Raw genomic sequence first — 24,828 nt, 5'->3', positions numbered from 1 at the left:
CCCGCTACTTGCTTAATGTTCCTTTTACCCTATATACGTAAGCCAATATTTCCGCTACGGCTTTAAAAAGCTCTTCTGGAATCTCTTCGCCAACCTCAACACTGGCATACAAAGCCCTTGCTAGTGGTTTGTTTTCCATAATCACAACACGATGTTCCTTCGCAACTTCCCGCATTTTTAAAGCCAAATAATCGGCCCCCTTGGCCACGACCATCGGCACACTCATCTTCCCCTGTTCATAGGAGATAGCAACGGCAAAATGGGTAGGATTGGTGATGAGCACTTGTGCATTCGGAACCTCCTGCATCATTCGTGACCTCGATTGCTGTCGTTGTTTTTCCTTAATCTTGTGTTTAATTAACGGGTCACCTTCCGTTTTCTTATACTCATCTTTAATATCTTGTTTAGACATTCTTAATTGCTTTGCATGTTCAAACCTTTGATAAAACAGATCCGCAACCCCAATGACCAAATAAATGGCCGAAATCGTAATGCCCAATTTTAATAAAAGGGAGGAAATAAAAGCGATAATGCTCATCGGTTCCATTTCAGACAGCCGCAAAAAGACTCCCCGTTGCTGCCACAAAATCATTCCAGTAATTCCACCAATGACCACTATTTTTAAAATCGACTTAATGAGCTCCACCACAGACTTCAGCGAAAAAATTCGTTTTGTCCCTGCAATGGGATCCATTTTCTTTAAATCCATTTTTAACGTTTCATTAGAGAAAAGAAACCCAACCTGCGCTAGATTGGCCGCGAATGCTGCGAGCCAAGTAACAATGATGATGGGCGCCGCAATGATGACCCCTTCCTTAAGGAAATTTATAAATAAAAGCGGAATTGATTCCTCTGTTACATTCCAAAGTAATAAATCAGATAATCCATATTGAAATAGATCATATAACCGTTTCGAGATCTGCCCTCCTAGGATCAGCAGAACTGAAAACGCTGCTAGCAGGACAATCGCATTCGATAAATCGACACTTTTCGCTACTTGTCCCTTTTTCCGTGCATCCTGCTTTTTTCTCGGTGTGGCTTTTTCCGTTTTTTCACTCATGAGGATACATCCTTTACGATCCTAATATCTTCAATAATTGTTCAAACGAATGAACCATGGTTCTTACAAGCTTTCCAAGAACATAGAAAAATCCTGGCAAAAAGGCATATAGAATGAGGTAATGAACAATCATTTTGATGGGAATCCCGACGACAAAGAGATTCATTTGTGGTGCGGTTTTGGTCAAAATGCCTAAGGCAACATCTACTAAAAATAAGGCTCCAACGATAGGAGCTGCAATTAAAAACGCAAGCCAAAACATCGTCTTCAAGATTTCTAATGCATGAATTACAAAGTTTTCAGAGACCAAGCTTGGTAACCAGGAATCGACGGGAATCCATTCGAAACTGGCGAGTACTCCGTGAATTAGAATATGGTGGCCATTGACCGACAGGAAAAAGACCATCGTAATAATATAAAATAGGCGGCCTGTGATAGGCTCTTGCACACCTGTTTGGGCATTAAACATAGTTGCCATCGCAAAACCACTTTGTAAATCAATAAAACTTCCGGCCAGCTGTACCGCGTACAGCAAAATGGAAGCGAAAAAACCTAAGGCAAGGCCTACCATCGTTTCTTTCAAAATGAGTAAGATAAAGTCTCCATCAAGCTCAAGCGTTTTCTGAGGTTCAATCACGCCGAAGACAAGGATAGAAGTAAAGAAAGCAAATCCCCATTTATAAGGTGCAGGAACTTGCCGGTCCATCCAAAGCGGGGCGGAAACAAAAAAGCTCGTTAACCGGACAAATACTAATAAAAACTGTGGCAAATACTCGAAGATAGGCATCATACTATCCTATAAAACTAGTTAGATTGGAAAAAATATTTTTTGTAAAATCCAACATATGCGATAGCATCCATGGTCCAAAAACAAGCATCCCGACAAAAACCGCAATAATCTTTGGAGCGAACGATAATGTCTGCTCTTGGATCTGGGTTACCGTCTGAAAAATACTTATAATCAGACCAACCACTAAGGCAATCCCCAAAATCGGTGCCAGGATGAGAATCGTCACGTAAATAGAGTTTTGCGCCAGTCCCATAATACTCTCTGGTGTCATAAGTCAACACATCCTTAATTAAAACTTACGAATAATGATTGAACCACTAAATGCCAGCCGTCTACCAAAATAAACAGCAATATTTTAAAAGGCAATGAAATGAGCGAAGGCGGAAGCATCATCATGCCCATCGCCATCAATATACTTGAAACAATCATGTCAATCACAACAAACGGTATAAAAATCAAAAACCCCATTTGGAACGCCGTTTTTAGTTCACTAATTGCAAAGGCTGGAACAAGGGCTGTCAGCGGGATATCATCAATGGATTGGATATTTGTTGCGTTACTATAATCTAGGAAAAGCTTTAAATCACTTTCACGTGTTTGCTTCGCCATAAATTCCTTCATTGGGCTGCTCGCCTTATCAAAAGCCTCACTTTGACTAATCTCCCCTTCTAGAAAGGGCTGAAGCGCCTGTTTATTTACATCCTGAAAGGTTGGCCCCATGATGAAAAAGGTAAGCAAAAGACTCAATCCCATAATGACTTGGTTTGGCGGCATCTGCTGCGTGCCAAGCGCATTTCGAACAAACGCTAAAACAATGGCTATTCTCGTAAAAGAGGTCATTAATAATAGAATACTAGGAGCAACCGATAAGACCGTTAGCAGGAGCAGTAATTTAATCGAAGTTGCCGCTCCAGTATCTGTCTCAGTGTCACCAAAATTAATTTCAACTCCTGGAACAATCGTGCCGGTGGTTTCGGCAAAAACAGAAATATGAAAAAGAAAAAAGAATAATGGCGTCAGAAGAATTACCTTTTTCAGGTCTGCCTCCCCCTATCATGTTAGTCTTCGTTGTGTTTTTGATGGGCTTCGACACCCTTTAGCTGTTGGAAAAGATGCTCATCAAATTTCTCCTGAGCCGTTTTCCGTTTGAAGATCCCTGTGGTCCATTTACTCTTTCCTGCGAAATCAAGCGGCTTAACCGCTACCGTTTCCAAAATGCTGGTTTGTTCGTCACCAGGAGGAATCGCACGAATTAAGTTCACATCGTCACCGACACCCAAAATATATAAGGTATCTCCGACCATCACCATTTGCATCGAGCGATTGTTCCCAAACGAATGACCGCCGAGAGCATGAAAGACTCCGACGCCCTGCTTCGCTTTCTTGGAAACAAATCGTAAAACAAAATACAAGAGCCCTATAATAAGGATAAAGGAACCGAAAAATTGCAAAAGATAAAGCCCCGTGGAGGATTTCGGAGCCGCCGTTAAAGGAGAATCAGCATCACCATCTGCAGGCTGATCATCAGATTTTTTTTGAAAAGTATTATACACATTATCTTCAGCCGCATGAGCTTGTGACAAAGGAGAAACAAAAACGAGCAGACACACAGCTAATAGGACAAGCCATTTATTCCATGGACTCACAGCGTATCTCCGTTTCACTTGATTTTCCTCTCTCTTTCCTGTTTAGACAAAATATCAGTTATGCGAATTGAAAATTGATCATCCAAAACGACGAGCTCACCTGAAGCAATCGACATCTTATTGACTAATACATCAACACTTTCCCCTGCTAGCTTGTCGAGGCTAATAACCGACCCCTTTTTCCATTGCAGAATTTCCCGTACCGTTTTGGAGGTTCTCCCGAGTTCAAATGAGAGCTGGAGAGAGACATCCGTTAATAATTGCAAATGCTTTTTATCTGGTGCAACCGCTGATGATTCCGTAAGCGGAGAAAACTGAACAGATTGGACGGCTCCATACGATTGGGTCTTGTTTTCCTTCATGTTCTGATTGCCCCTTTACTGTAAGATAATTGAATCCTCCATTTTTACATGGAGAGTTGTTGATGATAATGGCGAATCGTCGCCATTTCGTCCATTAGATCTTGTTCTTCTTTTTTCTCTTTCTGAAGATATAGCTCAAACGATTTATCACGTAAATGCTGCAACATCCGCTCATCTTTTTTCTTTTCAAAAAAGATTGCTTGTTTTGCCTGCAGTTCTTCTTCTACCCTCAATAATTCTTTTTTTATTTTTGAAGTTTTTACATTAAGACCCTCTAAAAAGTGACTTCTCTGTCGAATCTCTATAACTGAAGTGAGATTTTCACTTTCCCAGCGAGAAATGCGCTCATCTCGTTCGTGAATAATAAAATCAAGCTCTTCTTGCAGAACCGACTTTTTCTTTAAGATCATTCCATAGTCTGAATAGGCCTGATCCTTCTCTTTTTCTTTAAGCGTTAAAATATTTATATATGGAAATCGAAAGGTCATATGGTGTTCACTCCGAATTTAGTAAGTAGCTGTTCAACGGTTATCTCTAGAGAAGGGGACTCTGTCGTACTTTGTTTCACAAACTGATCAATCCAGCCTTTAGCCTCGATGGCCAGATCAATTTCCCGATCTGTACCACGCTTGTAAGCGCCAATCTGGATTAAGTCCTCTGCTTTTTGATACACACTTGTATGCTGTTTTAATTTTTCAGCCGCAAAGATGTGATCGCTGGAGACAATATCCTTCATCACACGGCTGACACTTGATAAAATATCAATCGCTGGGTAAATACCTTTCCTAGCTAGATTACGGTCTAAAACAATATGGCCATCTAAAATACCTCTGACTGTATCAGCAATCGGTTCATTCATATCGTCACCATCAACAAGCACGGTATAAAAGGCAGTAATACTGCCATTGGCATTGGTTCCGGCCCTTTCCAATAACCGTGGCAAAAGCGCAAATACAGAGGGCGTATACCCTTTTGTTGCCGGCGGTTCACCAATTGCAAGGCCGATTTCACGTTGAGCCATCGCAAAACGCGTAACAGAGTCAAGCATAAGATTTACGCTCAAGCCCTGGTCTCGAAAAAATTCGGCAATCGCGGTAGCCATCATCGCCCCTTTGATTCGAATCAGTGCAGGCTGGTCGGAGGTGGCAACGACAACGACGGACTTTTTCAGTCCTTCTTCACCTAAATCGCGTTCAATGAAGTCAAGTACTTCCCGGCCTCGCTCGCCAATCAGGCCAATGACATTGACATCCGCTTCTGTGTTACGAGCAATCATCCCAAGTAGTGTACTCTTTCCAACACCACTTCCGGCGAATACACCCACCCTTTGCCCTTTCCCGACGGTCAATAAACCGTCAATAGAGCGAACACCGACACTCAAGGGTTCTGATATTCTCGGCCGTGTCAGTGGATTTGGTGGAAGATTATCTGCCTTTGCATCCAACAGGCCAACCGGAAGACTGCTTCCGTCCATTGGGTTTCCAAGACCATCTAATACTTTACCGAGGAGATCCATCCCTACCTTCACGGTTAAAGGTTTCCCTGTTGAGACGACATCACAGCCTGGGGCAATCGAATGTATCTCTCCTAATGGCATAAGCAATACTTTATGATTCCGAAAACCAACTACTTCTGCTTTAATTGGTTTTTGCTGCCCTGCGGAAAAAACATGGCAAATATCTCCCAATTTCACATCCGGTCCCTGAGACTCAATTGTCAGCCCTATGACTTGGGTAACCTTACCATTCATCTTGATTGGATTTACGGTCTCAAGCACATCTAAATACGGTTGAAGCTTCCATCTACTCATGGTGTTCCTCCTGCAGATAAGCAAGAAGTGCTTTCTTTATTTCGCTTAATTGAACATCAATTCGGGCATCAACACTGCCGGAAGAGGTATGAATAATACAACCTCCATGCTGAATGGAATAATCAGGCATAATTTTTACCTCTATTTTGCCATTCATCACTGCTAATAACTGCTCCCTTTGCTTTTGGACAAAGGGGTAATCTAGAGGAGAAACATTAAGCGTTAAACTAGTCGATTCATAAACCGATGTGAGTGATTGCTTAATCATCGGAAGCAGTGCTTCTTCATTTGTCTTTAATTCCTGCTGCAGAATTTTTTCGGCAATTTCCACGCTTAGGCCAATAACAAACGGCTCTGCTTCTTGGATGACTGCCATTTTTTCATCGTATGCTTGTTCTAAAACACCCTTCGCCTTTTGGGTGAGTTCTTGATACTGTAGAAGGCCATGATTTCTTCCTTCGTCCATCCCCATTTCGTAGCCTTCTTGATAGCCGCGCTTTTTTTCTTCCTCTAATTGATTCTGAAACTGTTTCTCTTCCAGTTGGCGCCAAACAGCTAAGTCCTTCAGTGCTTGTTCCCTCTGTCGTGACAGCTCTAGCTCTAATTCTACCCTCATTCCCTCAAAATCAATTGGCGGCTCTATGCTGGGTAACACATCTTCTTCGATGATTGAGTCATACTTCGGCAGCGCTAAAACTTTCGGTTCATGAGTAGATACAACTTTATATGCTTTCAACAACTTAGACACGAACGACTTCACCACTTCTAGCGATAATAATGACGCCATCTTGTTCTAGTTTTCTTACAATACTTACGATACGGCTCTGCGCTTCTTCAACTTCTTTTACTTGTACCGGTTCCCCAAACAATAATTCTTCCTGCAGTCCCTCTAAGCGGCGTTTTGAGATATTACGGTATATGGCGTCTTTAACGGTTTCGCCAGCCATTCTTAACGCAAGTGGAAGATCCGCATTCGATACCTCCATAAGAATCCGCTGAATCGAACGGTTATCAAGGTTCGCGATATCATCAAAGACAAACAATCGCTGTTTAATTTCATTCGCAAGCTCTGGATCCGCTTCTTCCATTCTTTCAAGAATATTCTTCTCGGTTCCACGGTCGGCATTGTTTAGTATGCTGACAATGGAATCGACACCATTCTGCACTTCTTGTTGGTGTCCGCTTGTCATTGATAGTTTTTCATTTAAGACCTGTTCCACCTGAACGATAAATTCTGGTGTTGCCGTATCCATCGTTGCAATTCTTTTAGCAATATCAATTTGGCGATCAGGTGAAAAGGAGGAAAGAATTGTTGCTGCTTTTTCCGCATCAAGATAGGATAAAACAAGCGCAATCGTTTGGGCTTTTTCATTTTGCAACAGGTTTAGAATCTGCATCGGTTCAGCCCTTTGCACATATCCAAATGGTTGTTCACTCGGACGACCGTCTTCATTTCCTAAACGATTAAGATAACTGTTTGCTTTTTCTTCCCCGAAAGAGCGCACTAAAAAGTCCTTGGCTGCATCCAATCCTCCGTAAGACACAATATGGTGAGCTACGGTTAGGTCATGAAATTCCATGACAATTCTTTCTTTGACATCTGAGGTTACTTTCCGTAATTGAGTAATTTCTTGCGTGATACTTTCAATTTCACTCTCACTTAGATGTTTCATCACTTGAGCAGATGCTTCGGGGCCCAATGTAAGCAGTAAGATGGCTGCTTTCTGGGTCGATGTAAATTCCTCCATCATATCACTCTCACTTCCCTAATCCTTAGTCAGCCAATTTCTTAATAAACCAACAAAAACTTCAGGCTGATGCTGGGCCATCTGTTCAATTTCCTTCTTAATTGCAGCCTTTTCTTCCTGAATATCAATTTCTTCCTTACTCCTTGTATCCCTAGGTGGCAGGAGCGGGAATGGTTCCAGATCTTCTTCTTCCTCTGCTAGCTTTCGACGACGGCGTGAAACAAAGAAAATGGTCAGGATTACAATAGCTAAAAGGGCTCCAGCACCTATCAGGGCATACATCCACCAGGATGACATCTCCATTTGCTGTTCTTCTTCATTCGGTTCCACCGCCGGCCTACCGCTAAACTCACGAGGAAATACGGTAATACGAGAGGCGACATTCTCATCCGTTAACTCTGGGTTACCACTTAAAGCGGTACGAACCACATTAGAAAGAATTTGTTCAATATTCGCAATTGTTTCATCCGTCAAAGAGTCCGGGTTCTCAGGGTCAGGTGGTTCTACACCGACATTTATTGTTACATCATCAATTTTATAAGGACTTTGAACAATATTTCTGTTAATCCGATTTACTTCATAATTCACTCGATTTTCGAGTTCCTCAGAAGTGGATTCTTGTGCCGTCCCCTCGGCAGCATAACTAGGAACATCGGTTTCACCTGTTCCCGCTACCCCTGTCGGATTTTCTTGCCCATTATACGTTTTAGAAATCTCTTCCGCACTAATGACAATACCCTCGTTCGTTTCTTCATTTACCGGTTCAACAAGGTTTTCTTCTGTTTGTACCTGATCAAAATTCAATCTTACAAACGTTTGTATCATCACTTTATCGTGGCCCATTATTGTTCCAAGCATTTGCTGAAGATCTTTTTGAATATCCGTTTCTACATCGTTTTGAATTTTCCTCTGCTTGTTGTAGTTCTCCGATAGGAGCTCATCTTGGGAAGTATCATCCAATCCTTGACCTCCTTGGTCGGTCATTATGATATTCTCTTTTGGCAGATTGGGAATACTCTTAGAAACAAGATGATAGAGGGTTTGGATTTGCTTTGGCGTAAGGTCCACCCCTGGTTCCAATTCTACAACAACAGATGCAGTCGCCTGCCCTTTTTCATCAGGGCGGACAAACAAACTTTCCTCCGGGGTCGAAACCACAACCTGTGCACTCTTAACACCACTTACATGGGTTAACAAAGACTCCACTTGTCCTTGAAGGGCTTCTCTCTCCATGGCATCCAGCTGGCGATCAGTGGCACCAAATTTCAAGTCTTTGGTCATCTCGGAAAAACTAATCGTTCCTGTTTTCGGAAGCCCCTTTGCGGCCAATGAGACCAACAAATTAGAAGCTTCTTCAGCAGGAACGGAAATGGTTGTCCCATTGTTTTCTAACTTGTAGTCAGTAACACCTTGACGATCGAGCTCCGCCTTGACATCTCCAATTTCCTGTTGACTCAATTCATTATTAAATAGCGGGACATAGGTTGGTTTAGAAACAAAATAAATGGTAAAAGACAATGCCACGATAATAAAAAGGAAAAGTCCACTATAAAGAATCTTATTTTTTTTGCTTACTGAATTCCAATATCCACTTATTTTTTCTTTTTGTTCCCTTATCTGCTGATTCATGGCCGCTCCTTAGAATTCTATTAAACTTGCATTCTCATCATTTCTTGATAGGCTTCTACTGCTTTATCTCGAACATGTGTCGTTAACTGAACCGCTATGCTTGCTTTTTGAGCAGCAATCGTAACATCATGTAAGTTAACTGTTTCACCTTTTGCTAAAGATAGTGATTTGTTCTCAAAATCTTTAACTGAAAGATTTGCTTGATCGATATACTGATTTAACATAGATTCAAATGAGGATGAACGTGCTGTGTTTTGAGGTTTACTTAAAGTTAGTAAACCATTGTTAGTTGGTTGGATAGCTGATATATTAACCATTAAATTCTCCTTATCTTCCAATCGTGAGTGCTTTTTCCATCATTGATTTTCCTGCATTAAATGCAGTTATATTCGCTTCATAAGCTCTTGATGTTGACATTAAATCGACCATTTCCTTCGTAATGTCAACATTTGGCATCATTACATACCCCTGCTCATTACTGTCCGGATTAGTAGGATCAAAAACTGGGCGGAATGGTGTAGAATCCTCGACAATTCGATTGACGCGGACACCACCAAGGTTCATTTCTTTTTGTAAAAAAGAATCGAACAAGGCCGCTTGTTTCGTCTCGAGTTCTACCATTTTTCTACGATAAGGTATCCATTCTCCGTTAACAAATTCCCCTCTGGTCGTATTAGCATTCGCAATATTCGAGGAGACCACATCTAATTTCAGACGGTGTGCCGTTAGCGCAGAACCGCTAGTGGCTAGTGATTGAAAGATTGACATGATTATCGGCTCCCTCTAATAGACATCTTCAATAAATTAAATTCTTCGTTGATTCCGTACGTCAATGATTGATACCAGAGTGCGTTTTTACTCATCTCTGTCATCTCATAATCTAAATCGACACCATTTTTACTGTTTTTCATCAATACGTTATCTTGGAAAGATTTTGGTATCGGGATCTGGTCAGTTCTTCCAATTGTAAAATGTTTGCTATCGGTACGACTGCCAGTAAAGGTACTACTTATTTCTTGCTGTAAAAGATTCTCGAAAGAAACATGAGTGGGTTTAAAATTAGGAGTATCCGCATTGGCGATATTATTAGAAATGGCATTCTGCCGTAAAGAGGAAGCATCCATCGCACGTGACATAACCCCTATGATTGGATTCATCAAAATCTACCTACCTTCACTTTACAAAATAAAACAATATATTACATAATTCTACAATATGCTTTAGTACCATTGTAATAAAATCGAAATCAATTAGTAACATTAACCGAAAAAAAGGTTCTAAAGTACTATGTTTTCTGCATATCAGAACCGATAAAGTTTAATTGTTATGCATTTATTCCTATATAAACACCACATTTTTTTACAAAACGTCCTTGTTTTGTCATGAAATGTCTCTTTATGTATTCCGAAATGACTCTATGGACGATTTCAGGACTCAACACCTATCTTTTGATATACTGGAATAATTAAGCAAAGAGGGCTGGTGCATAAAAAATTCCCAATGCTCTTGCATTAGGAATTTTTATCCTTTTTCATCGCTTCTGCCCAAGTATTCTTGAGTTCTAGCAGCATACCTTGTACTTCAGCCAAAATCACCAAATCCTTTGACACATTGGCTTCAATTAATTTCCGTTTCATATATTCATATAAAGAAAAGAGAGAATGGGAGATCTCATACTCCATATTCAACGTTACCATGAATTCTGTTAGAATATCCTGCGTTTTGATGATGAGAGTGTGCGCTTTTGGAAAATCCCTCTTCTCAATCGCTAGTTGAGCTTGCCGTAAAAATCTTAAACCGCCGTTATAGAGCATGAGCGTCAATTCTTCCGGTTTGGCGGTTGTTACTTGATTATTTTGATAGACCTCATTTGCATTTACCATCTATCGTTTCTCCTTCAATGATTCTTTTTTATTTCTTTTGATCATAAAAAACACCTTTGGACACAGGGGTGTTTCCTTCATATTGTTTTGTTAAAAAGGTTTCATTCTGGGCAAAACGAACCTGTTTAGCCATTTTTTCTAAGGAATTTTGGAGTTCACTTTGAATTTCTTCCTCTAGTTTAAGCTGCACCTTAAGTAACTGATTAATTTGGTCGTTCATTAGACGACTTCCGGCTTTTTTTTCTAGTTGATTAATAGAAGTAATGATCGTTTCACGTTTCTCTAACAAACTGATAAAATCATCATCCTCCCCATGAACTAATGCATCGTGCATCGCCTTAGATAACTGAAAATACTGTTTAAGCAAATCCTCTTTTTTCTCTATCATACAAGCCTCCATTGTGAACAAACCTAGAAAGGAGTTGAAGCAATTTCCGTTATTCTTACACCAAAATGCTCGTCAATCACGACCACTTCGCCTTTTGCAACGAGTTTATTGTTCACATACACATCCACTGGTTCTCCGGCCATTTTTTCTAAGTCGAGAATGGATCCACTAGTTAATTCGAGGACTTCACTGATTTTCTTTTTAGTCCTTCCAAGTTCCACGACGATTTCTAATGGAATATCAAGCAGCAGCCCCATGTTCAAAGAATCCTCTGAACCTTGTTCGTTTGTCTCAGTTGAAAACTCTGTAAATCGGAAAGATGCCTTTTCTTCCGGTTGTTGACCTTTACCAAGAAGTATATCGATTTCCTCTTGGGTGAGATTCCCCTTATCCATCATATTAGTCTTCTCCTTCTATTACATGCTCAATCTTTACAGCCAAACGGGACTTTTTTGTACCCGGATGCGCAAGAAATTTTGTTTGTTCATTAATTTTAATTTGAAGCGGCTCACCGACGAGCTGATCTAACTGAATCACATCATTGACGCTTAAGCCAAGAAATTCTTCAATCGTAATTTTCGCTCTGCCTAATTCGGCACTAACGGGCACCGTTAAATGTTCAAGGCGCTCTTGTAATAACCCATTTTCCTCTTTATTTTTTCCATTTTGATTATGATTCTTACCATACCAATTATGGGAAGAAAGTTTAGGGATAAACGGTTCTAATAATGTATAAGGAATGCAAAGATGCATTCGTTCTACATCATCTCCTAATCTCACGTTAAAAACAATAACAATGACTGTTTCGGTCGGGACTGTCAGCTGCAAATACTGAGGATTAGTCTCCAGATCCATTACCTTTAGACTTAGGGTCATAACTTCAGACCAGGCTTTTTGCAGCGATTGGGCCATTCCTTCAAAAAAACGCTTGAGAATATTCGTTTCAATCGGGGTAATCGAAAGTCGCTCCGGTACCTCGATGGTTCCTTTTCCTCCTAAGAAACGATCCATCATTGTAAATGCCATCTGCGGGTTCAAGTCCATAGCCATGCGAATTTCTTGTCTGCCTGCTTCAAATACACTTAATATCGTGTTGTTGGGCAGCAGCTTAATAAAGTCCTGGTATAAAATCTGTTCAACTGATATGACTTCCACTTGAAAGATTGTCCGTAACTGAACAGAAATATTAGAAGAAAACTGATAAGCAAAACTCTCATGAATTTTCGTTAGTGCCCGAACCTGATCCATCGAAAGCCTTAAGGCTTTTTTGAAATCATAGGTTATCACATTGGATGTATCGTTGTGTTCCGTCCGTTCCTTTTCTAAAATCGCATCACGATATGTCATCTAGTTATTCCTTTCACAATTTATTTCGACAAAAACGAATAGAAAAAGAGGGAATCCATCGTTTCCCTCTTTTTCTATTTTCATATCTATCCGACTACTAATGCTTCAGCCTTAACGTTTTAAGTTTATCAATTCATCTAAAATCATATCAGAAGTAGTGATAATTTTAGAGTTTGCTTGGAATCCACGCTGTGCTGTAATCATATCAGTCATTTCTTCTGCTAAATCAACATTAGACATTTCAAGTGCACCAGTAATAATTTGTGTGTTCGTAATCCCATTTCGATTGGGAATCTCAACATCACCTGAGTTAGTGGTTGTAGTATATAAAGATCCTCCTAATTTCTTTAAACCATTGGGATTGTCAACAGTTGCTATTGCAATTTTAATTGGATTATATTGAGCATTAGGATCAGTAACAGAATTTCCATTTGCATCTACACCTAAGATTCGCTCACCCAAAGCATTAACGCCAGTAATGATCCCATTAGAATCAATCGAATAAGTTACAGCATCAGCTGGTATGATGATTGGTTCTTGTGGATCACTAGTATCCATTACTAACATTCCATCCGGATTAACTAAATGGTTTAAACTATCTAATGAAAAATTTCCTGCTCTAGTTAAATATTGCGTCCCTGAGCCGTTTTGAACTACAAAAAACCCGTCGCCATCTAGATATAAATCGTTGACATTATTTGTAGTAGTTGGACTCCCTGGGGAGAATAATTGATCCACGCTCGCCACATTTGTCCCAATGCCTATTTGAAGCGGATTTACCCCTCCAGAGATCTCCGTTGCGGCTGTAGCATTTTTAATGGTCTGACTAAATAAATCTTCAAAAACAACACGGCTTTTTTTAAATCCGGTTGTATTTACATTCGCGATATTATTACCAATAACATCGAGCTTTGTTTGAAATGCACGAAGTCCAGATACTCCTGAGTTTAATGAACGTAGCATGTTTATTCCTCCAATTATTTGTTTACTTCGACTGATTTGATTTCAGTTGATGCGATTTCTTGTTCACCTATTTGAAAATAAACTTGATTGTCTTTATAGTTGATTCCAGTCACTATCCCACTCTCAAGCTGGTTCATTTCCGGATTTGTCCAAGTGACTTTCTTTTCCAACATACTTGAATATTGACTCAAATTTTTTTCATTATTGGAAAATAAATAGGAGGATAACGATTGGTTTAAGTTAGATAATTGTTCCAATACACTTAATTGAGCCATTTGCCCAATCATTTCCCTATCCTCCATTGGTTTTGTAGGGTCCTGGTTTTGAAGCTGTGTAACCAATATTTTCAAGAACTGTTCTTTTCCCATTTCCTTTTTTGGCTGAGTGCTCACTGTTTGAGCTGAATAGGAATGGATTGAATTGATGGATGCCAAATGGTTCCCCTCCTTTTCGATTAAGCCGTTGTATTAATCTGAGAGACTAAACCGCTTTCCGCAGCAAAATCTCGGTACTCTTCTTCTTGGTTATAGGTTGTCTGACCATTTCGTTTTTTGGATTCCTGCTGTCCTTGTCGTGCATGTGAATCTCCCTTTTGCGAAAACGGACCAGAGAAATATGTATTTTGTTGAGATATGTCAATTTTATCAACTTGAAGGCCTTGCTGTTCCAGTGCTGTACGTAAAACCTGTACTTGTGTTTCCAGCAAATCCTTCCCTAACGCAGTACTTGTAAAAAACTCAGCTCTAACATTTCCCTCGTGAATCGTCACCTTCACATCCACTTTACCTAAATGCTCTGGCTCTAGTGAAAAAACAGCTTCTAAACCATTTTCCATATTATGAACATCAATGACAGTCGTTAAGTACTTCGTTACATCGGTTGCTAGATGTTCCGCCCGAACTGGCATTTCAAAAACGAACCTTCCTTTTGTATCACTCCTATTTATGAAAGGACTGAATGAAGCATCCATATTAGTTGAAAAGTGCCCTGGCATTTGCAGATGTTCTTTTCCACCCTGAGGGACTGATTCATTATCAAGGAGACTATGATTCGATTCTTCTGATGGTACCTTCAACATTTCTTCCGGCATCTGATTATTTATTATCGGATTCACCAAGCTGTTATCCAACGATGCTACTTGTTGTGGCACGATTTGTTGAGGAACAGCAGCAGTCGAAGGTTCTGGACGCTTGGCGACAATCTGTTCTCCATCCTGAAATATGGAAACAGCCAAAGCCTTACCCTGTTTAGCCATGCTTTGTTCACTTTCCTGAAGAACTGAAACAACCATTGGCTCTAACTGGTTTACCAGTTTCTGCTTACTGTGCTCTAATAAAAATGGATCACTCTTTGAGTTGAGTAATGCAAAACCAGACAAAGTAGTATTGCTTTGCACATTGATTACTTCTGCTTCATCTACAGTGATAGGTGCTGCCTTTATTGGTGGCTTCTCCATTGGTATAGGCCCTAAATATCGGTCCATCGGAAATACTAGTCCATCAACTTCTTTCTTAACTTCCTCATCTCCACTCATTAGTCTCAGCAAATCGACAAATGAAGTGGATTCCTCTGTTTCTTTTGATGACGTTGTTTTACTTGAGTTATTCATTCCTTTATTATCCAATGCTGAGAGTTGAATCAAAACTAGGCCACCTACTATTCTAATAAATAAAAAACATCCTATAATAGCTATTTATATCTTAATTGCATTTTCAAATTTCAACAACAGAATTTTACAATTTTCGACTTTGTTTAGTATTTCCTACTTACTTTTTTGACAAAAGCCGCTATAATAGTCTCCATACAATCTTTGGAGAGGAAAGAATAATATGGAAGTTCGTCCGCTGCCGATTGATTTATTATTGAATAGCTCTCTATTAAGTAATAGTCAAACCCAGGCCAACTCAATTACTAGTTATCCTAGCAGCTCCTTCACCTCACTGTTAACGGAAGCACTGCTGCAAGCGGGACTTGCCAATCGCTCAAACGCCCAACAATCGGACTCTTCTCGGTTATTAGCCAGTAGTCTAACGCTGTTAGCTAGTTCGATTGCGATGGAGCCATCATCACTAGGTCTAAATTCCTCTACGATTAACGGAATGGTAACACCTTCTGAAAATGGAAGCACTCCTATGACTGGCAGTTCCCTTAAATCGACCGCAACAACCGTAATAGAACTCAATGGTCAATTAAAGGGTGCTCTAAACAACATGGGTGAGGTTTTCGTTGCGGCTGGGCAAAAGTATCAAATTAACCCTGCTCTATTAGCTTCGATTGCCATTCATGAGACAGGAAACGGAACCTCCAACGCAGCGAAGTACAAACATAATATTGCTGGCATGATGGGCAAAAATGGGTTAAAGACCTATGAATCCGTTCCTGAAAGTATCTTTGATATGGCACGTAATCTTCGCCAAAATTACCTCGATAAAGGAAAAACAACGATTTCCTTAATTGGTGCTAAATATGCTCCGGTTGGTGCGGCAAATGACCCAACCAACTTGAATAACCATTGGGTAAATGGTGTACAACGAAATTTCAATAATTTTATGAAAACAACCGATTTCGCATAAGGAATCGGCTGTTTTTTATTAACCGCCCATCTGTTGATATAACCATGAACCTTGGGAATTATATCTTGCAACAGCAGCCTCCATGGCAGCAAACTGCTTATAATATTGATTTTCTTTATTTATAAGAATATCCGTTTGACGAGTGATATTTGATTGAATAGTAGATATAAGCTTACCAACCGTGCTCTGATCATAATTAGTATTCCCACTTGAGCCTGCTTTTTTTGATAAATCTTTGATGCCTTGCGTCATGACATCAGATAACTGATGCACTAGGCCATTTGTCCCCTGAGCAGTTTCTCCTGTTTGAGAAAATAAATTAGCAACTGCATCCGGATCCGCTTCTAACGCATCACGCAGTTTCTTTTCATCGATATATAGTTTTCCTTTATCATGGTAGCTTCTTGATGAAATTCCTATAGAGGCAAGTGTATTATAATCACTTCCATTATTGACTGTTTCCCCCATCGCGCGTCTCATGGTAACCATGACTTCATTTATAATACTGTCCCTGCGAAGAAGTCCACTTTTTGCCTTTTCTTCCCACATTTCAGCTTGCTTTTCAGACATCTCATTCCGTTGATCATCAAGCAGCGGTTGATAATCCCGATAAACCGGTTCATCATAAACTTTATTTAATCGGTCTAGCAAGTCATTATATTTCTCAACAAAGTCTTTTATATTTTTTATTTCAGTATCAATATTTTTGGATACCGTTATCGTAGTTGGGTCCGTTGTAGTATTCCTTAAAGAAAGACTGATGCCCATAACCGTTACATTGTTAGAAGCTGAAGTTACTTGCATTCCATCAAAAGTAAACACAGCATTCTGTCCTGTCTGAACTGCTGACTGTAGATTTAGGTCAATTCCAAGCTTTTGTAATACCGCCTTACTATTAGCATCTCCTGCATTCGCATTCAAGTCGATTGTTGTAACTGCACCCGTTGCCTTTGTTTTCACCATAAATTGATTTAATGCGGAATCATAATATGCTTGTAGTCCTAAACTTTTGCCTGTTTCATCAGTAGCTTTATTTATAGTAGACACTATCTTATCAATCGTGTCACCTGCAGCTACCGTAATGGAACCTGTTTGAGAACTAGCAGGATCATTGTTAACAGTGATAGAAATAGTAGTATCGATACCTATTGCTTCTGTTCGCCCGATCTGTACTGCCCCTGTAAATGTGGCTGATTTCGCTATTGAATCAACCTTATTAATCATATAAGTACCAGGAAGGGCACTGGATGTACCCGTTCCTGATACTGCATTTGTTTGAGTCGAAGATACATCATACGTGTTATATGAACTAGAAAGTTTCATAGTAAAAAGTGAATTTTGTTGAAATGCAAAAAAGTCTTTATTCAATTGACGATACGCATCACTTACCCAGACTTGCTTTTGCTGCTGTTGTTTCAGTCTATTAAGTGATAAACTCTCAACACTCATTAGCTTTTTAACAATAGAATCCGTATCCATACCAGTTGCCATCCCAGTGATTCTTGTAGTAGAAGATGTATACATGGCCATCACCTCGCAATTTTATATTATCTGAGTATAAGTATCGGCTAATTATAAAAATAGTTTAGGTCTGCCGATTTTCCTATGGTTTCAATACTGAATGAAAAAAGCGTAGAATAGCTTTTAACACAACTATTCTACGCAAGTATTAATATGTTCTAAAATAATCAAACTCTAATTGTGCTTCTTACCACATTCTTCTATTATTGATTTTATTAATTCAAACCAATTAAAGAAATCCTTTTTGTTACCCTTTACTTCCACTGTAGTTTTTGCAACTACCAAATACTGATTATCTAGGTATCCACGGAATTCAAGGTTTACATCACCAGTTTCCCAATCAAAGTCTTCACGATCGAATTTGAAATGGCCTTTCTCAGCTTGCTTTACTAGCCCTTTATTATCTGTAACAGCAGATACACCATTTAATGTTACAGTTGAAACATCAAATGCAGTTTGGTATTTCGAAGGCAATATAGCTTTTACCGTAAAGATTCCTTTGTTTTCTTTGATTACTTTCGGTAATACCTCTAGCGTTACAGGAATGTAAACAACAAATGCTTCTTCAACTATCGTTGCCCAACCTGCAACATCCGTACCTTTGATTACCAGCTTATACTCACCAGGCTCATCAAGTGAAATTTGATCACCTTTTTTGTACGATTTACCGTTTAAGGTAACTTCCTCAACTGCCATACCTGAAAGGTTATCATTTGCAAGGTAATCCAAGTTGAATGTTGAACCAAGCTCGTACTCTTTTTCTAAATCAATAGAAATGGTTGGAGCTGTTTTATCAATTTTTACGGTTGTTACTTGTTTTTCCTCCTTATTTCCAGCTTGATCCACACTATAGAAAGTAATCTCATGGACTCCTTCATCAGTCAATGTGAATGACTGACCTTCTTTATATTCAGATCCATTAATCGAGTAATAGGTTTGTTCAGCTCCACTTAGCTCATCGCTAGGTGTTAAAGTAACAGGAACATCCTCCTTCACCCATCCTTCAGGAGCATTGTGTGAAGTTTTCGGTGCTGTCTTATCAATTTTGATTTCAGTTGTATTTACTTCTTCTATGTTTCCAGCCTCGTCAACGGAGTAATAAGAAATTTCGTTTGTTCCTTCTACCTCAATCACGACAGTGGTACCTTCAACATATTCTGAACCATTAATAGAATAATAAGTTTTGGCTACGCCACTTAGCTCGTCCTTTCCAGTCAATTGAACCGTAAAGGATTGTGAATATGAAGGTATTTCATTCATATCAGTTTTCGGCGCCGTTTTATCTATTTTAACAAACGCTGTTTTTACTTGTTCCATGTTGCCAACTTTATCAATTGAATTAAAGGCAATTTTATTGATACCCTCTTGGTCAACGGAAATAGAAGTTCCTTCCGTAATAACATTGTCATTTAAAGAATAGAACGTTTTTGCTACGCCCGTTTCATCATCCGTTGCTTCAAGTGTCACTATCTGATTTTCATTTACCCATTGTGTCGGAGCGTTGATTTTCGTAACAGGTGCCACATTGTCAATAATTAACTTCGCAATTACCGTTTCTGAAGGCACAGACTCACCAAATGAATTACTGTAAGAAGTTACATAATACTCATGGTTAGCATACGTTAAGTTTTGAAGTGTATAGGAAAGATTGTTCACCTTTTCTGCTAAAAGAACAGGATTCCCATCGATAATTTCATAGATATTGTATCCATTTGCGTATGTGACAAAATCCCATGAAATTCTAGCACTTGTTTCACTTAATAGTTTTAGAGTAGCCGCTGGTGCTTCCATTATCGGGTAGACAATCGTCTCTTTCACCTGGTTAGAAGGCACCGACTCTCCAAAACGGGTACTATATGCAGTTACTTCGAAAGAATGAGTTTCTTCTGTCAGATTATTAGCATTATAACTACGTGCAGTTCCTTTATAGAGTAATTCCTTGTTGTTACCATTCACTTTATAGACACGGTATTCATTGGCCCATGTCACAGATGACCAAGATAGGGTAATATTATTTGCGTTAAATACTTTCCCTGTTAATACTGGAGCCTGAACAACTGGCCAAGTTAAATTTAACTTTATTTCATTACCCTCAGGTGACTCCCCAAAGCGATCACTATAAGAATGTACAACATAGTGATAATCACCTTCTGGCATATTAGCAAAGCTGGTTGATGTTCCCAAAGAAGTCTTTACCAAGATCTTTTCACTATTTATTACTTGATAGATTCGATACTCTGTGGCATAGGAGGATGCATTCCAACGTAGAACTATGTCATTTCCGTTATTAATCGTGTTTGTTAAATTTTCTGGTTGTTGCATAATAGGGTAAACAATTGTAATATCATTTTTGCTTCCTTCTGGTGACTCCCCGAATCGATCACTATACGAATGTACCTCGTAAGTAAAATTACCTTCTGGCAAATTACTCATGGTAGTTGCTGTACCGGTTACAGACTTAATAAAGACTCTTTCTCCATCAATGATTTGATAGATATTATAGGCTGTAGCATAAGTGATTGCATTCCACCTTAAAGTAATATCGTTCCCATTTGAAATAGTAGAAGTTAAATTTTCTGGCTTTGACATATTTGGAAATTCAATTGTACCTTGAACTTCTGATCCTTTTGGAGATTCTCCTAATAAAGTCGAGTCAGCTTTAACAACAAATGCAAAACTACCTTCTGGCATATTTGTAAAGGTTGTTGATGCCCCAGTTACAGTACGTTTTAATACGAATTGACTATTAATCATTTGATAAACTTTATAGCTTGAAGCGTACTGAACAGCATCCCATTTCAATGTAATATCATTTCCATTTTTAAGACTAAAGGAGAAATTCTCAGGTGCAGGCAAAGATTGATCCTCTAAGACTACTACAATCGCTTTTCCTGCTTGTGATTCCCCAAAACGGGTGGAATATGAGTAAATCTCATAATGATATTCACCTGGTAACATATTGTTATAGGTAACAGATGTCCCAGCAATAGTATTTTTTAATACCTTTTCACCATTTACGATTTGATAGACTTTGTAGCTTGTAGCATAGTCAACGGTACCCCAGCTAATAGTAAAGGAAGTTGGACTTTTAACTGTGCCTGCAACATTCGCAGGTGGATTCATATCTGGATGAACAACTTCTAAAACTACATCGGCGCCTTCAATCGATTCTCCAAACCGTGAACTAACGGAATGAATCTCATAAGAATAATTCCCTTCAGGCATATTACTGAATATAGTATTAGTTCCGGTAGTATTTCTTTTTAGAACTTTTTCACCGTCGATGATTTGATAGATATTATAACTGGAAGCATACTCAACAGCACTCCAAGAAAGAGCAATATCATTTTCATTTCGAAGTTCGTATGATACATTTTCAGGAGCACTTATGATAATGGGTTCGAGCTTTAAGGTAATTTGTGACCCAGCTTCTGATTCGCCAAATCTAGAACTATATGAATAAACCTCGTAAACATAATCACCAGCACCCTGATTTGTGAAAGTAGCAGAAGTTCCTGTTACTGTTCTTTCTAATACTTTTTGCCCTTCAATAATTTTATAGATATTGTAATTCGTAGCATATTCAGATGCTCCCCAATTTAACACAATATCATTTCCATTTTGAATTTTATAGGAAGGATTAGATGGTGCAGACATCTTATAGGTATCAATCGTAAACGAAACTTTCGTACCAACTTCAGACTCACCAAATCGATCACTATATGAATATACTTCATATTGATAATCGCCCGCGGGTAGTAATTTTTGAGTAACCGAGGTTCCAGTAACTGTATTTTTTAAAACCTTGTTACCTTCAACAATTTGATAGACTTTATATCCGGTTGCATAAGGCACAGCACCCCAGCTCAAAACTACATCATTGATGTTTTGGATTTTATAGGTAACCTCGATCGGAGGTGTCATAACAATTGAACTTACCGTTAAAGAAACCTCGCTGCCATTTACAGATTCACCAAACCGATCACTTGAGGAAAATACCTTGTATTGATAGTCGCCTGCTGGTAAATTTGTGTATTTAACACTTGTACCAGTTACTGTACTTTTTAGAACGAACTGACCGTTTATAAGCTCATAGATTTTATAGCTTGTTGCGTACTCAACTGGCTGCCATTTAAGCGTTACATCAGCACCATTGGTGATGGTAAATGACTGATCAGCTGGCTGTGTCATCACTGGATAAATTAATTTAACATCCAAAGGTAATGATATTGGGGATTCGCCATATAGAGTATTATCTGCAGTGACAGCATAGGTAAATGTACCTTCTGCCGACTTTGCTATTGTGTATGAGCTTGCAGTTGTTGAAGTTAATAGCGTTTTTTCCCCTTCCCCAGTTATTTGATAAACATTATACTTGTCTACATACTGAGAAGCACCCCAACTAAGAACAATATCATTTCCATTTCGAATCGTTGAAGTTAGCGTTTCTGGTGCAGTCATTTCTGGATAGATAATTTCTGTACTGACTGGTGCAGTCGGTCCAGATTCACCATCAGTATCTAAAGTTGAAACAACATATCTAAATGATCCTTCGGGGAGATTATTTAAGCTATAGCTAGATGTGGTTGATTTCCCCAAAAGAACTAGCTGTCCGTCTTTAATCTCATATACATTGTATCCTGTGGCACCTGCTACAGAAGTCCATGTTAGCCTTCCATCATCTGGTGACAGCGATTGGTATGCTAGATTACTAGGCGGTAATAAACTACTGTTTGCGGCTGCCATAACATTTCCAAATGGAAACACCAATTGGTACATAAGCATTAGAACCACTAAAATAGTCGGAATGCTAAACAATCTTCTAATCATACAATAGACCTACCTTTCGGGTAAAAAAAGACAAATAAAAAAGAACCCAAAGAAGGTTCATAGAAAAATAGATCTATGACATTCTTGTGGTAACCGGCTACCATCCACATTAATATATTTGTGGGTCAGGCCCGTGGCTTTGCGTCTCACAGTTTCCTATGATTTGCCCTTTTCACGTAATTTTTAACTACCAAAAAATTTCATATGGGAATTAGTTAATAAGACCTTGCAACTAAGTTTGCTTAAACGAATAAATAATAGAAACGGCCACTGAAATCCAATGGCCGTTATAAATGATAGATTATCGTAGTAATTGTAGTACTGCTTGCGGCTGCTGATTTGCTTGTGATAGCATTGCTTGAGCAGCTTGTGCAAGAATAGAGTTTTTCGTTTGATCAACAATCTCTTTCGCCATATCAACGTCTCTTACACGAGATTCAGCAGCTTGAGTATTTTGAGCACTTGAATTTAAATTGTTAGTCGTGTATTCTAAAGCATTTTGTGCTGCACCGAGATATGCACGTCCAGTAGATACAGATTGGATAGCTGTGTCAAGTGCTGTTAAATAGGTAGCTGCTTCAGTTGAATCTGCTACAGTTGGGCCTCCCAGAGTCGTTAGGATTGCAGACAAATCCACACTATTTGTATCATTAAAATTAATTTCAAAAGTTTCACCATTATTAGCACCAGTTTGAAGTGTTACTACTCCATCACCTGCTGAACCCGCAGTACCTGCTAATATTTTTTGCCCATTAAACTGGGTATTTGTCGATATATCCGTTAGGGTATCAGTTAGTTGTGTAAGTTCTCCACTAATCGCTGTTCTTTCATCATCACTATTGGTATCATTTGCAGCTTGTACAGTTAATTCTCTCATACGCTGTAAGATAGCATGTGATTCATTTAAAGCACCATCTGCTGTTTGAATCATTGAAATTCCATCTTGAGCATTTTTTGAAGCCTGCTCTAATCCACGGATTTGAGCGCGCATTTTTTCAGAGATTGATAGACCCGCTGCATCGTCTGCACCACGGTTGATACGCATACCAGATGAAAGCTTCTCCATATTTTTTGATTGACTGGCATTGTTAATTGATAATTGACGGTATGTATTTGCTGCACCGATATTGTTGTTGATAATCATTCTGTGTTCCTCCTTTTGTTTTAAGGAATTACTTCCTCTCTACTACTATGTATCGACAGAAATTTTAATGTGTTGAGGGTTAATTTAAAAAATATTATTCTTTTTTTAGTTTTTACTAGGCTGCTATAAAAACATAGTTATTCTTGAGTTTAGATTGTTTTTTAACAATAAATTACCGTTGAGAATTCACTCAACGGTCAGAAAATACATATTATTCTTTCACAGTCTTATCGTAAAAAATCTACCAAAGTCTGTTGCATGATTCTCGCCCCAGACGCTAGCGATGCTTGTAAAGCTGTTTCATGTGATGAAAGTTCCATATATGCCTTCGCTATATCAGTACCTTCTGTTTCTGTTAATATTTTTGCATTAAGAAAGTTGGCTTGATCGAGCTTATTTGACGCCAATTCTAGTAAATTATGATTAGTTCCAATAATGGTATGTTGTGTTGAGACATTGTTCATTTGCTGGTCAAGGACATTTAATAGATCACCCGGGTTTTGGCCGTTCTCTAATGTTTGTGCGAGATTTCCGATGGTTTCAAATAGATTTCTTCCATCTGTTTGATAGCCAAATACCGAACCAGCACTTACATTCACATTGACTGTCACGCCTTTGCCGATATCTAAGTTCATGGCGCTCTGCCCTACATTCTGTAAAACGCCATTTTTCATTGGAGCAGTCTCTTGATCCATACCTGAAAATAAATAACGCCCATTAAAGGTAGTATTCGCAATTGTTTCTAGCTGATCAGATAGAGCGCGAATCTCAATGGAGATTGTTTGCTTATCACTCTCATGATTCGTATCGTTGCTCGCTTGAACCGTTAGTTCGCGAATTCGCTGCATGACATTCGTGACATTTCCTAACGCATCGTCTACAGCTGTTAATCGATCCATCCCATCCTGAGCATTTTTCTGATATTGCTCAATTTGCGCCAATGAAGTTCGATGCGACATTCCCTTCATCGCTTCTAAAGGATTATCCGATATTTTTTCATATTTTTTCCCAGACGAGATTTGCTGCTGAAGGGAATAGATCTCCTGGTTGTTTCGCTGTATATTTTGATTAAACTGCCGCGTCACCATTTGTGATGTTACACGCATCCTACTCCCTCTTTCTCTACTATCTATT

26 protein-coding genes and 1 riboswitch are annotated in these 24,828 nt (G+C 39.1%); of the genes, 1 reads left to right on the top strand and 25 read right to left on the bottom strand.

Annotated elements, in window-relative coordinates:
• Window positions 1–4: 4 nt before the first annotated feature.
• The 21 genes from flhB to M3189_RS18425 all read right to left on the bottom strand — a co-directional run bounded on the left by flhB (window position 5) and on the right by M3189_RS18425 (window position 15,268).
• Window positions 5–1,060: a flagellar biosynthesis protein FlhB gene (flhB, locus tag M3189_RS18525; protein WP_251636338.1), complete on the bottom strand. Its 1,056-nt coding sequence runs from the start codon at window positions 1,058–1,060 to the stop codon at window positions 5–7.
• Window positions 1,061–1,073: 13 nt separating this feature from the next.
• A complete protein-coding gene (gene fliR / locus M3189_RS18520; RefSeq protein ID WP_251636336.1) occupies window positions 1,074–1,829 on the bottom strand; it encodes a flagellar biosynthetic protein FliR in 756 nt (251 codons plus the stop codon).
• A gap of 22 nt (window positions 1,830–1,851) precedes the next feature.
• Window positions 1,852–2,121: a flagellar biosynthesis protein FliQ gene (gene fliQ, locus M3189_RS18515; RefSeq protein ID WP_251636334.1), complete on the bottom strand. Its 270-nt coding sequence runs from the start codon at window positions 2,119–2,121 to the stop codon at window positions 1,852–1,854.
• Between the two features lie 14 nt (window positions 2,122–2,135).
• Window positions 2,136–2,888 carry a flagellar type III secretion system pore protein FliP gene (fliP, locus tag M3189_RS18510; protein WP_285889742.1) on the bottom strand — a complete coding sequence of 251 codons (753 nt, stop codon included), beginning with the start codon at window positions 2,886–2,888 and terminating at the stop codon, window positions 2,136–2,138.
• Window positions 2,889–2,908: 20 nt separating this feature from the next.
• The gene (locus M3189_RS27200; RefSeq protein WP_251636332.1) at window positions 2,909–3,514 is read right to left on the bottom strand and encodes a flagellar biosynthetic protein FliO; all 606 of its coding nucleotides are present in this window, start codon (window positions 3,512–3,514) and stop codon (window positions 2,909–2,911) included.
• The gene (gene fliN, locus M3189_RS18500; protein ID WP_251636330.1) at window positions 3,511–3,858 is read right to left on the bottom strand and encodes a flagellar motor switch protein FliN; all 348 of its coding nucleotides are present in this window, start codon (window positions 3,856–3,858) and stop codon (window positions 3,511–3,513) included. The genes M3189_RS27200 and fliN (M3189_RS18500) overlap by 4 nt, the downstream gene beginning before the upstream one ends.
• A gap of 44 nt (window positions 3,859–3,902) precedes the next feature.
• Window positions 3,903–4,346, bottom strand: a complete 444-nt coding sequence (gene fliJ, locus M3189_RS18495; RefSeq protein WP_251636328.1) for a flagellar export protein FliJ — start codon at window positions 4,344–4,346, stop codon at window positions 3,903–3,905.
• Complete coding sequence (fliI, locus tag M3189_RS18490; RefSeq protein WP_251636326.1) at window positions 4,343–5,668, bottom strand: flagellar protein export ATPase FliI; 1,326 nt, start codon at window positions 5,666–5,668, stop codon at window positions 4,343–4,345. Before fliI ends, fliJ begins: the two co-directional genes overlap by 4 nt.
• A complete protein-coding gene (locus M3189_RS18485) occupies window positions 5,661–6,416 on the bottom strand; it encodes a FliH/SctL family protein (protein ID WP_251636324.1) in 756 nt (251 codons plus the stop codon). Before M3189_RS18485 ends, fliI begins: the two co-directional genes overlap by 8 nt.
• Entirely contained in the window at window positions 6,409–7,416 is a 1,008-nt protein-coding gene (fliG, locus tag M3189_RS18480; RefSeq protein ID WP_435368105.1) for a flagellar motor switch protein FliG, read from the bottom strand. The genes M3189_RS18485 and fliG overlap by 8 nt, the downstream gene beginning before the upstream one ends.
• 18 nt (window positions 7,417–7,434) lie before the next feature.
• Window positions 7,435–9,045, bottom strand: coding sequence for a flagellar basal-body MS-ring/collar protein FliF (gene fliF, locus M3189_RS18475; protein ID WP_251636321.1), 1,611 nt, complete (start codon window positions 9,043–9,045; stop codon window positions 7,435–7,437).
• Between the two features lie 20 nt (window positions 9,046–9,065).
• Window positions 9,066–9,362 (bottom strand): flagellar hook-basal body complex protein FliE, encoded by a 297-nt coding sequence (gene fliE, locus M3189_RS18470; RefSeq protein WP_251636319.1) that lies wholly within the window; start codon window positions 9,360–9,362, stop codon window positions 9,066–9,068.
• A 10-nt stretch (window positions 9,363–9,372) separates the two neighbouring features.
• Window positions 9,373–9,813, bottom strand: a complete 441-nt coding sequence (gene flgC / locus M3189_RS18465; protein WP_251636316.1) for a flagellar basal body rod protein FlgC — start codon at window positions 9,811–9,813, stop codon at window positions 9,373–9,375.
• 2 nt (window positions 9,814–9,815) lie between these two features.
• Window positions 9,816–10,202: a flagellar basal body rod protein FlgB gene (gene flgB / locus M3189_RS18460; protein ID WP_251636314.1), complete on the bottom strand. Its 387-nt coding sequence runs from the start codon at window positions 10,200–10,202 to the stop codon at window positions 9,816–9,818.
• A gap of 354 nt (window positions 10,203–10,556) precedes the next feature.
• Window positions 10,557–10,928, bottom strand: coding sequence for a flagellar export chaperone FliS (gene fliS, locus M3189_RS18455; protein WP_251636312.1), 372 nt, complete (start codon window positions 10,926–10,928; stop codon window positions 10,557–10,559).
• A gap of 28 nt (window positions 10,929–10,956) precedes the next feature.
• Window positions 10,957–11,316 carry a hypothetical protein gene (locus M3189_RS18450; RefSeq protein WP_251636310.1) on the bottom strand — a complete coding sequence of 120 codons (360 nt, stop codon included), beginning with the start codon at window positions 11,314–11,316 and terminating at the stop codon, window positions 10,957–10,959.
• Between the two features lie 23 nt (window positions 11,317–11,339).
• Window positions 11,340–11,714, bottom strand: a complete 375-nt coding sequence (gene fliN, locus M3189_RS27330; RefSeq protein WP_435368100.1) for a flagellar motor switch protein FliN — start codon at window positions 11,712–11,714, stop codon at window positions 11,340–11,342.
• Window position 11,715: 1 nt separating this feature from the next.
• Window positions 11,716–12,663, bottom strand: coding sequence for a flagellar motor switch protein FliM (fliM, locus tag M3189_RS18440; RefSeq protein WP_251636308.1), 948 nt, complete (start codon window positions 12,661–12,663; stop codon window positions 11,716–11,718).
• A 111-nt stretch (window positions 12,664–12,774) separates the two neighbouring features.
• Window positions 12,775–13,626: a flagellar hook-basal body complex protein gene (locus M3189_RS18435; protein ID WP_251636306.1), complete on the bottom strand. Its 852-nt coding sequence runs from the start codon at window positions 13,624–13,626 to the stop codon at window positions 12,775–12,777.
• A 14-nt stretch (window positions 13,627–13,640) separates the two neighbouring features.
• A complete protein-coding gene (locus tag M3189_RS18430) occupies window positions 13,641–14,060 on the bottom strand; it encodes a flagellar hook capping FlgD N-terminal domain-containing protein (RefSeq protein ID WP_251636304.1) in 420 nt (139 codons plus the stop codon).
• A gap of 20 nt (window positions 14,061–14,080) precedes the next feature.
• On the bottom strand, window positions 14,081–15,268 hold the full coding sequence (locus M3189_RS18425) for a flagellar hook-length control protein FliK (protein WP_251636302.1): 1,188 nt from the start codon (window positions 15,266–15,268) through the stop codon (window positions 14,081–14,083).
• Between the two features lie 187 nt (window positions 15,269–15,455).
• Here M3189_RS18425 and M3189_RS18420 point away from each other — a divergent pair, with 187 nt between their 5' ends.
• Window positions 15,456–16,199, top strand: coding sequence for a glucosaminidase domain-containing protein (locus M3189_RS18420; protein WP_251636300.1), 744 nt, complete (start codon window positions 15,456–15,458; stop codon window positions 16,197–16,199).
• 18 nt (window positions 16,200–16,217) lie between these two features.
• On the opposite strand, the gene fliD is transcribed toward M3189_RS18420, so the two are convergent.
• From fliD to flgL, 4 genes are all read right to left on the bottom strand, one after another.
• A complete protein-coding gene (gene fliD, locus M3189_RS18415) occupies window positions 16,218–17,723 on the bottom strand; it encodes a flagellar filament capping protein FliD (RefSeq protein ID WP_251636298.1) in 1,506 nt (501 codons plus the stop codon).
• A gap of 171 nt (window positions 17,724–17,894) precedes the next feature.
• A complete protein-coding gene (locus M3189_RS18410; protein ID WP_251636296.1) occupies window positions 17,895–22,550 on the bottom strand; it encodes an OmpL47-type beta-barrel domain-containing protein in 4,656 nt (1,551 codons plus the stop codon).
• Between the two features lie 85 nt (window positions 22,551–22,635).
• A riboswitch (cyclic di-GMP riboswitch) is annotated at window positions 22,636–22,728 on the bottom strand.
• A gap of 123 nt (window positions 22,729–22,851) precedes the next feature.
• Window positions 22,852–23,694 (bottom strand): flagellin, encoded by an 843-nt coding sequence (locus tag M3189_RS18405; protein ID WP_251636294.1) that lies wholly within the window; start codon window positions 23,692–23,694, stop codon window positions 22,852–22,854.
• A gap of 227 nt (window positions 23,695–23,921) precedes the next feature.
• Window positions 23,922–24,800, bottom strand: a complete 879-nt coding sequence (gene flgL / locus M3189_RS18400; RefSeq protein WP_251636292.1) for a flagellar hook-associated protein FlgL — start codon at window positions 24,798–24,800, stop codon at window positions 23,922–23,924.
• Window positions 24,801–24,828: the final 28 nt, after the last annotated feature.

It is taken from the genome of Neobacillus niacini, from assembly GCF_023715415.1.
GTDB lineage: Bacteria > Bacillota > Bacilli > Bacillales > Cytobacillaceae > Neobacillus > Neobacillus niacini_C.
This window is presented reverse-complemented; position numbering and strand designations above follow the sequence as displayed.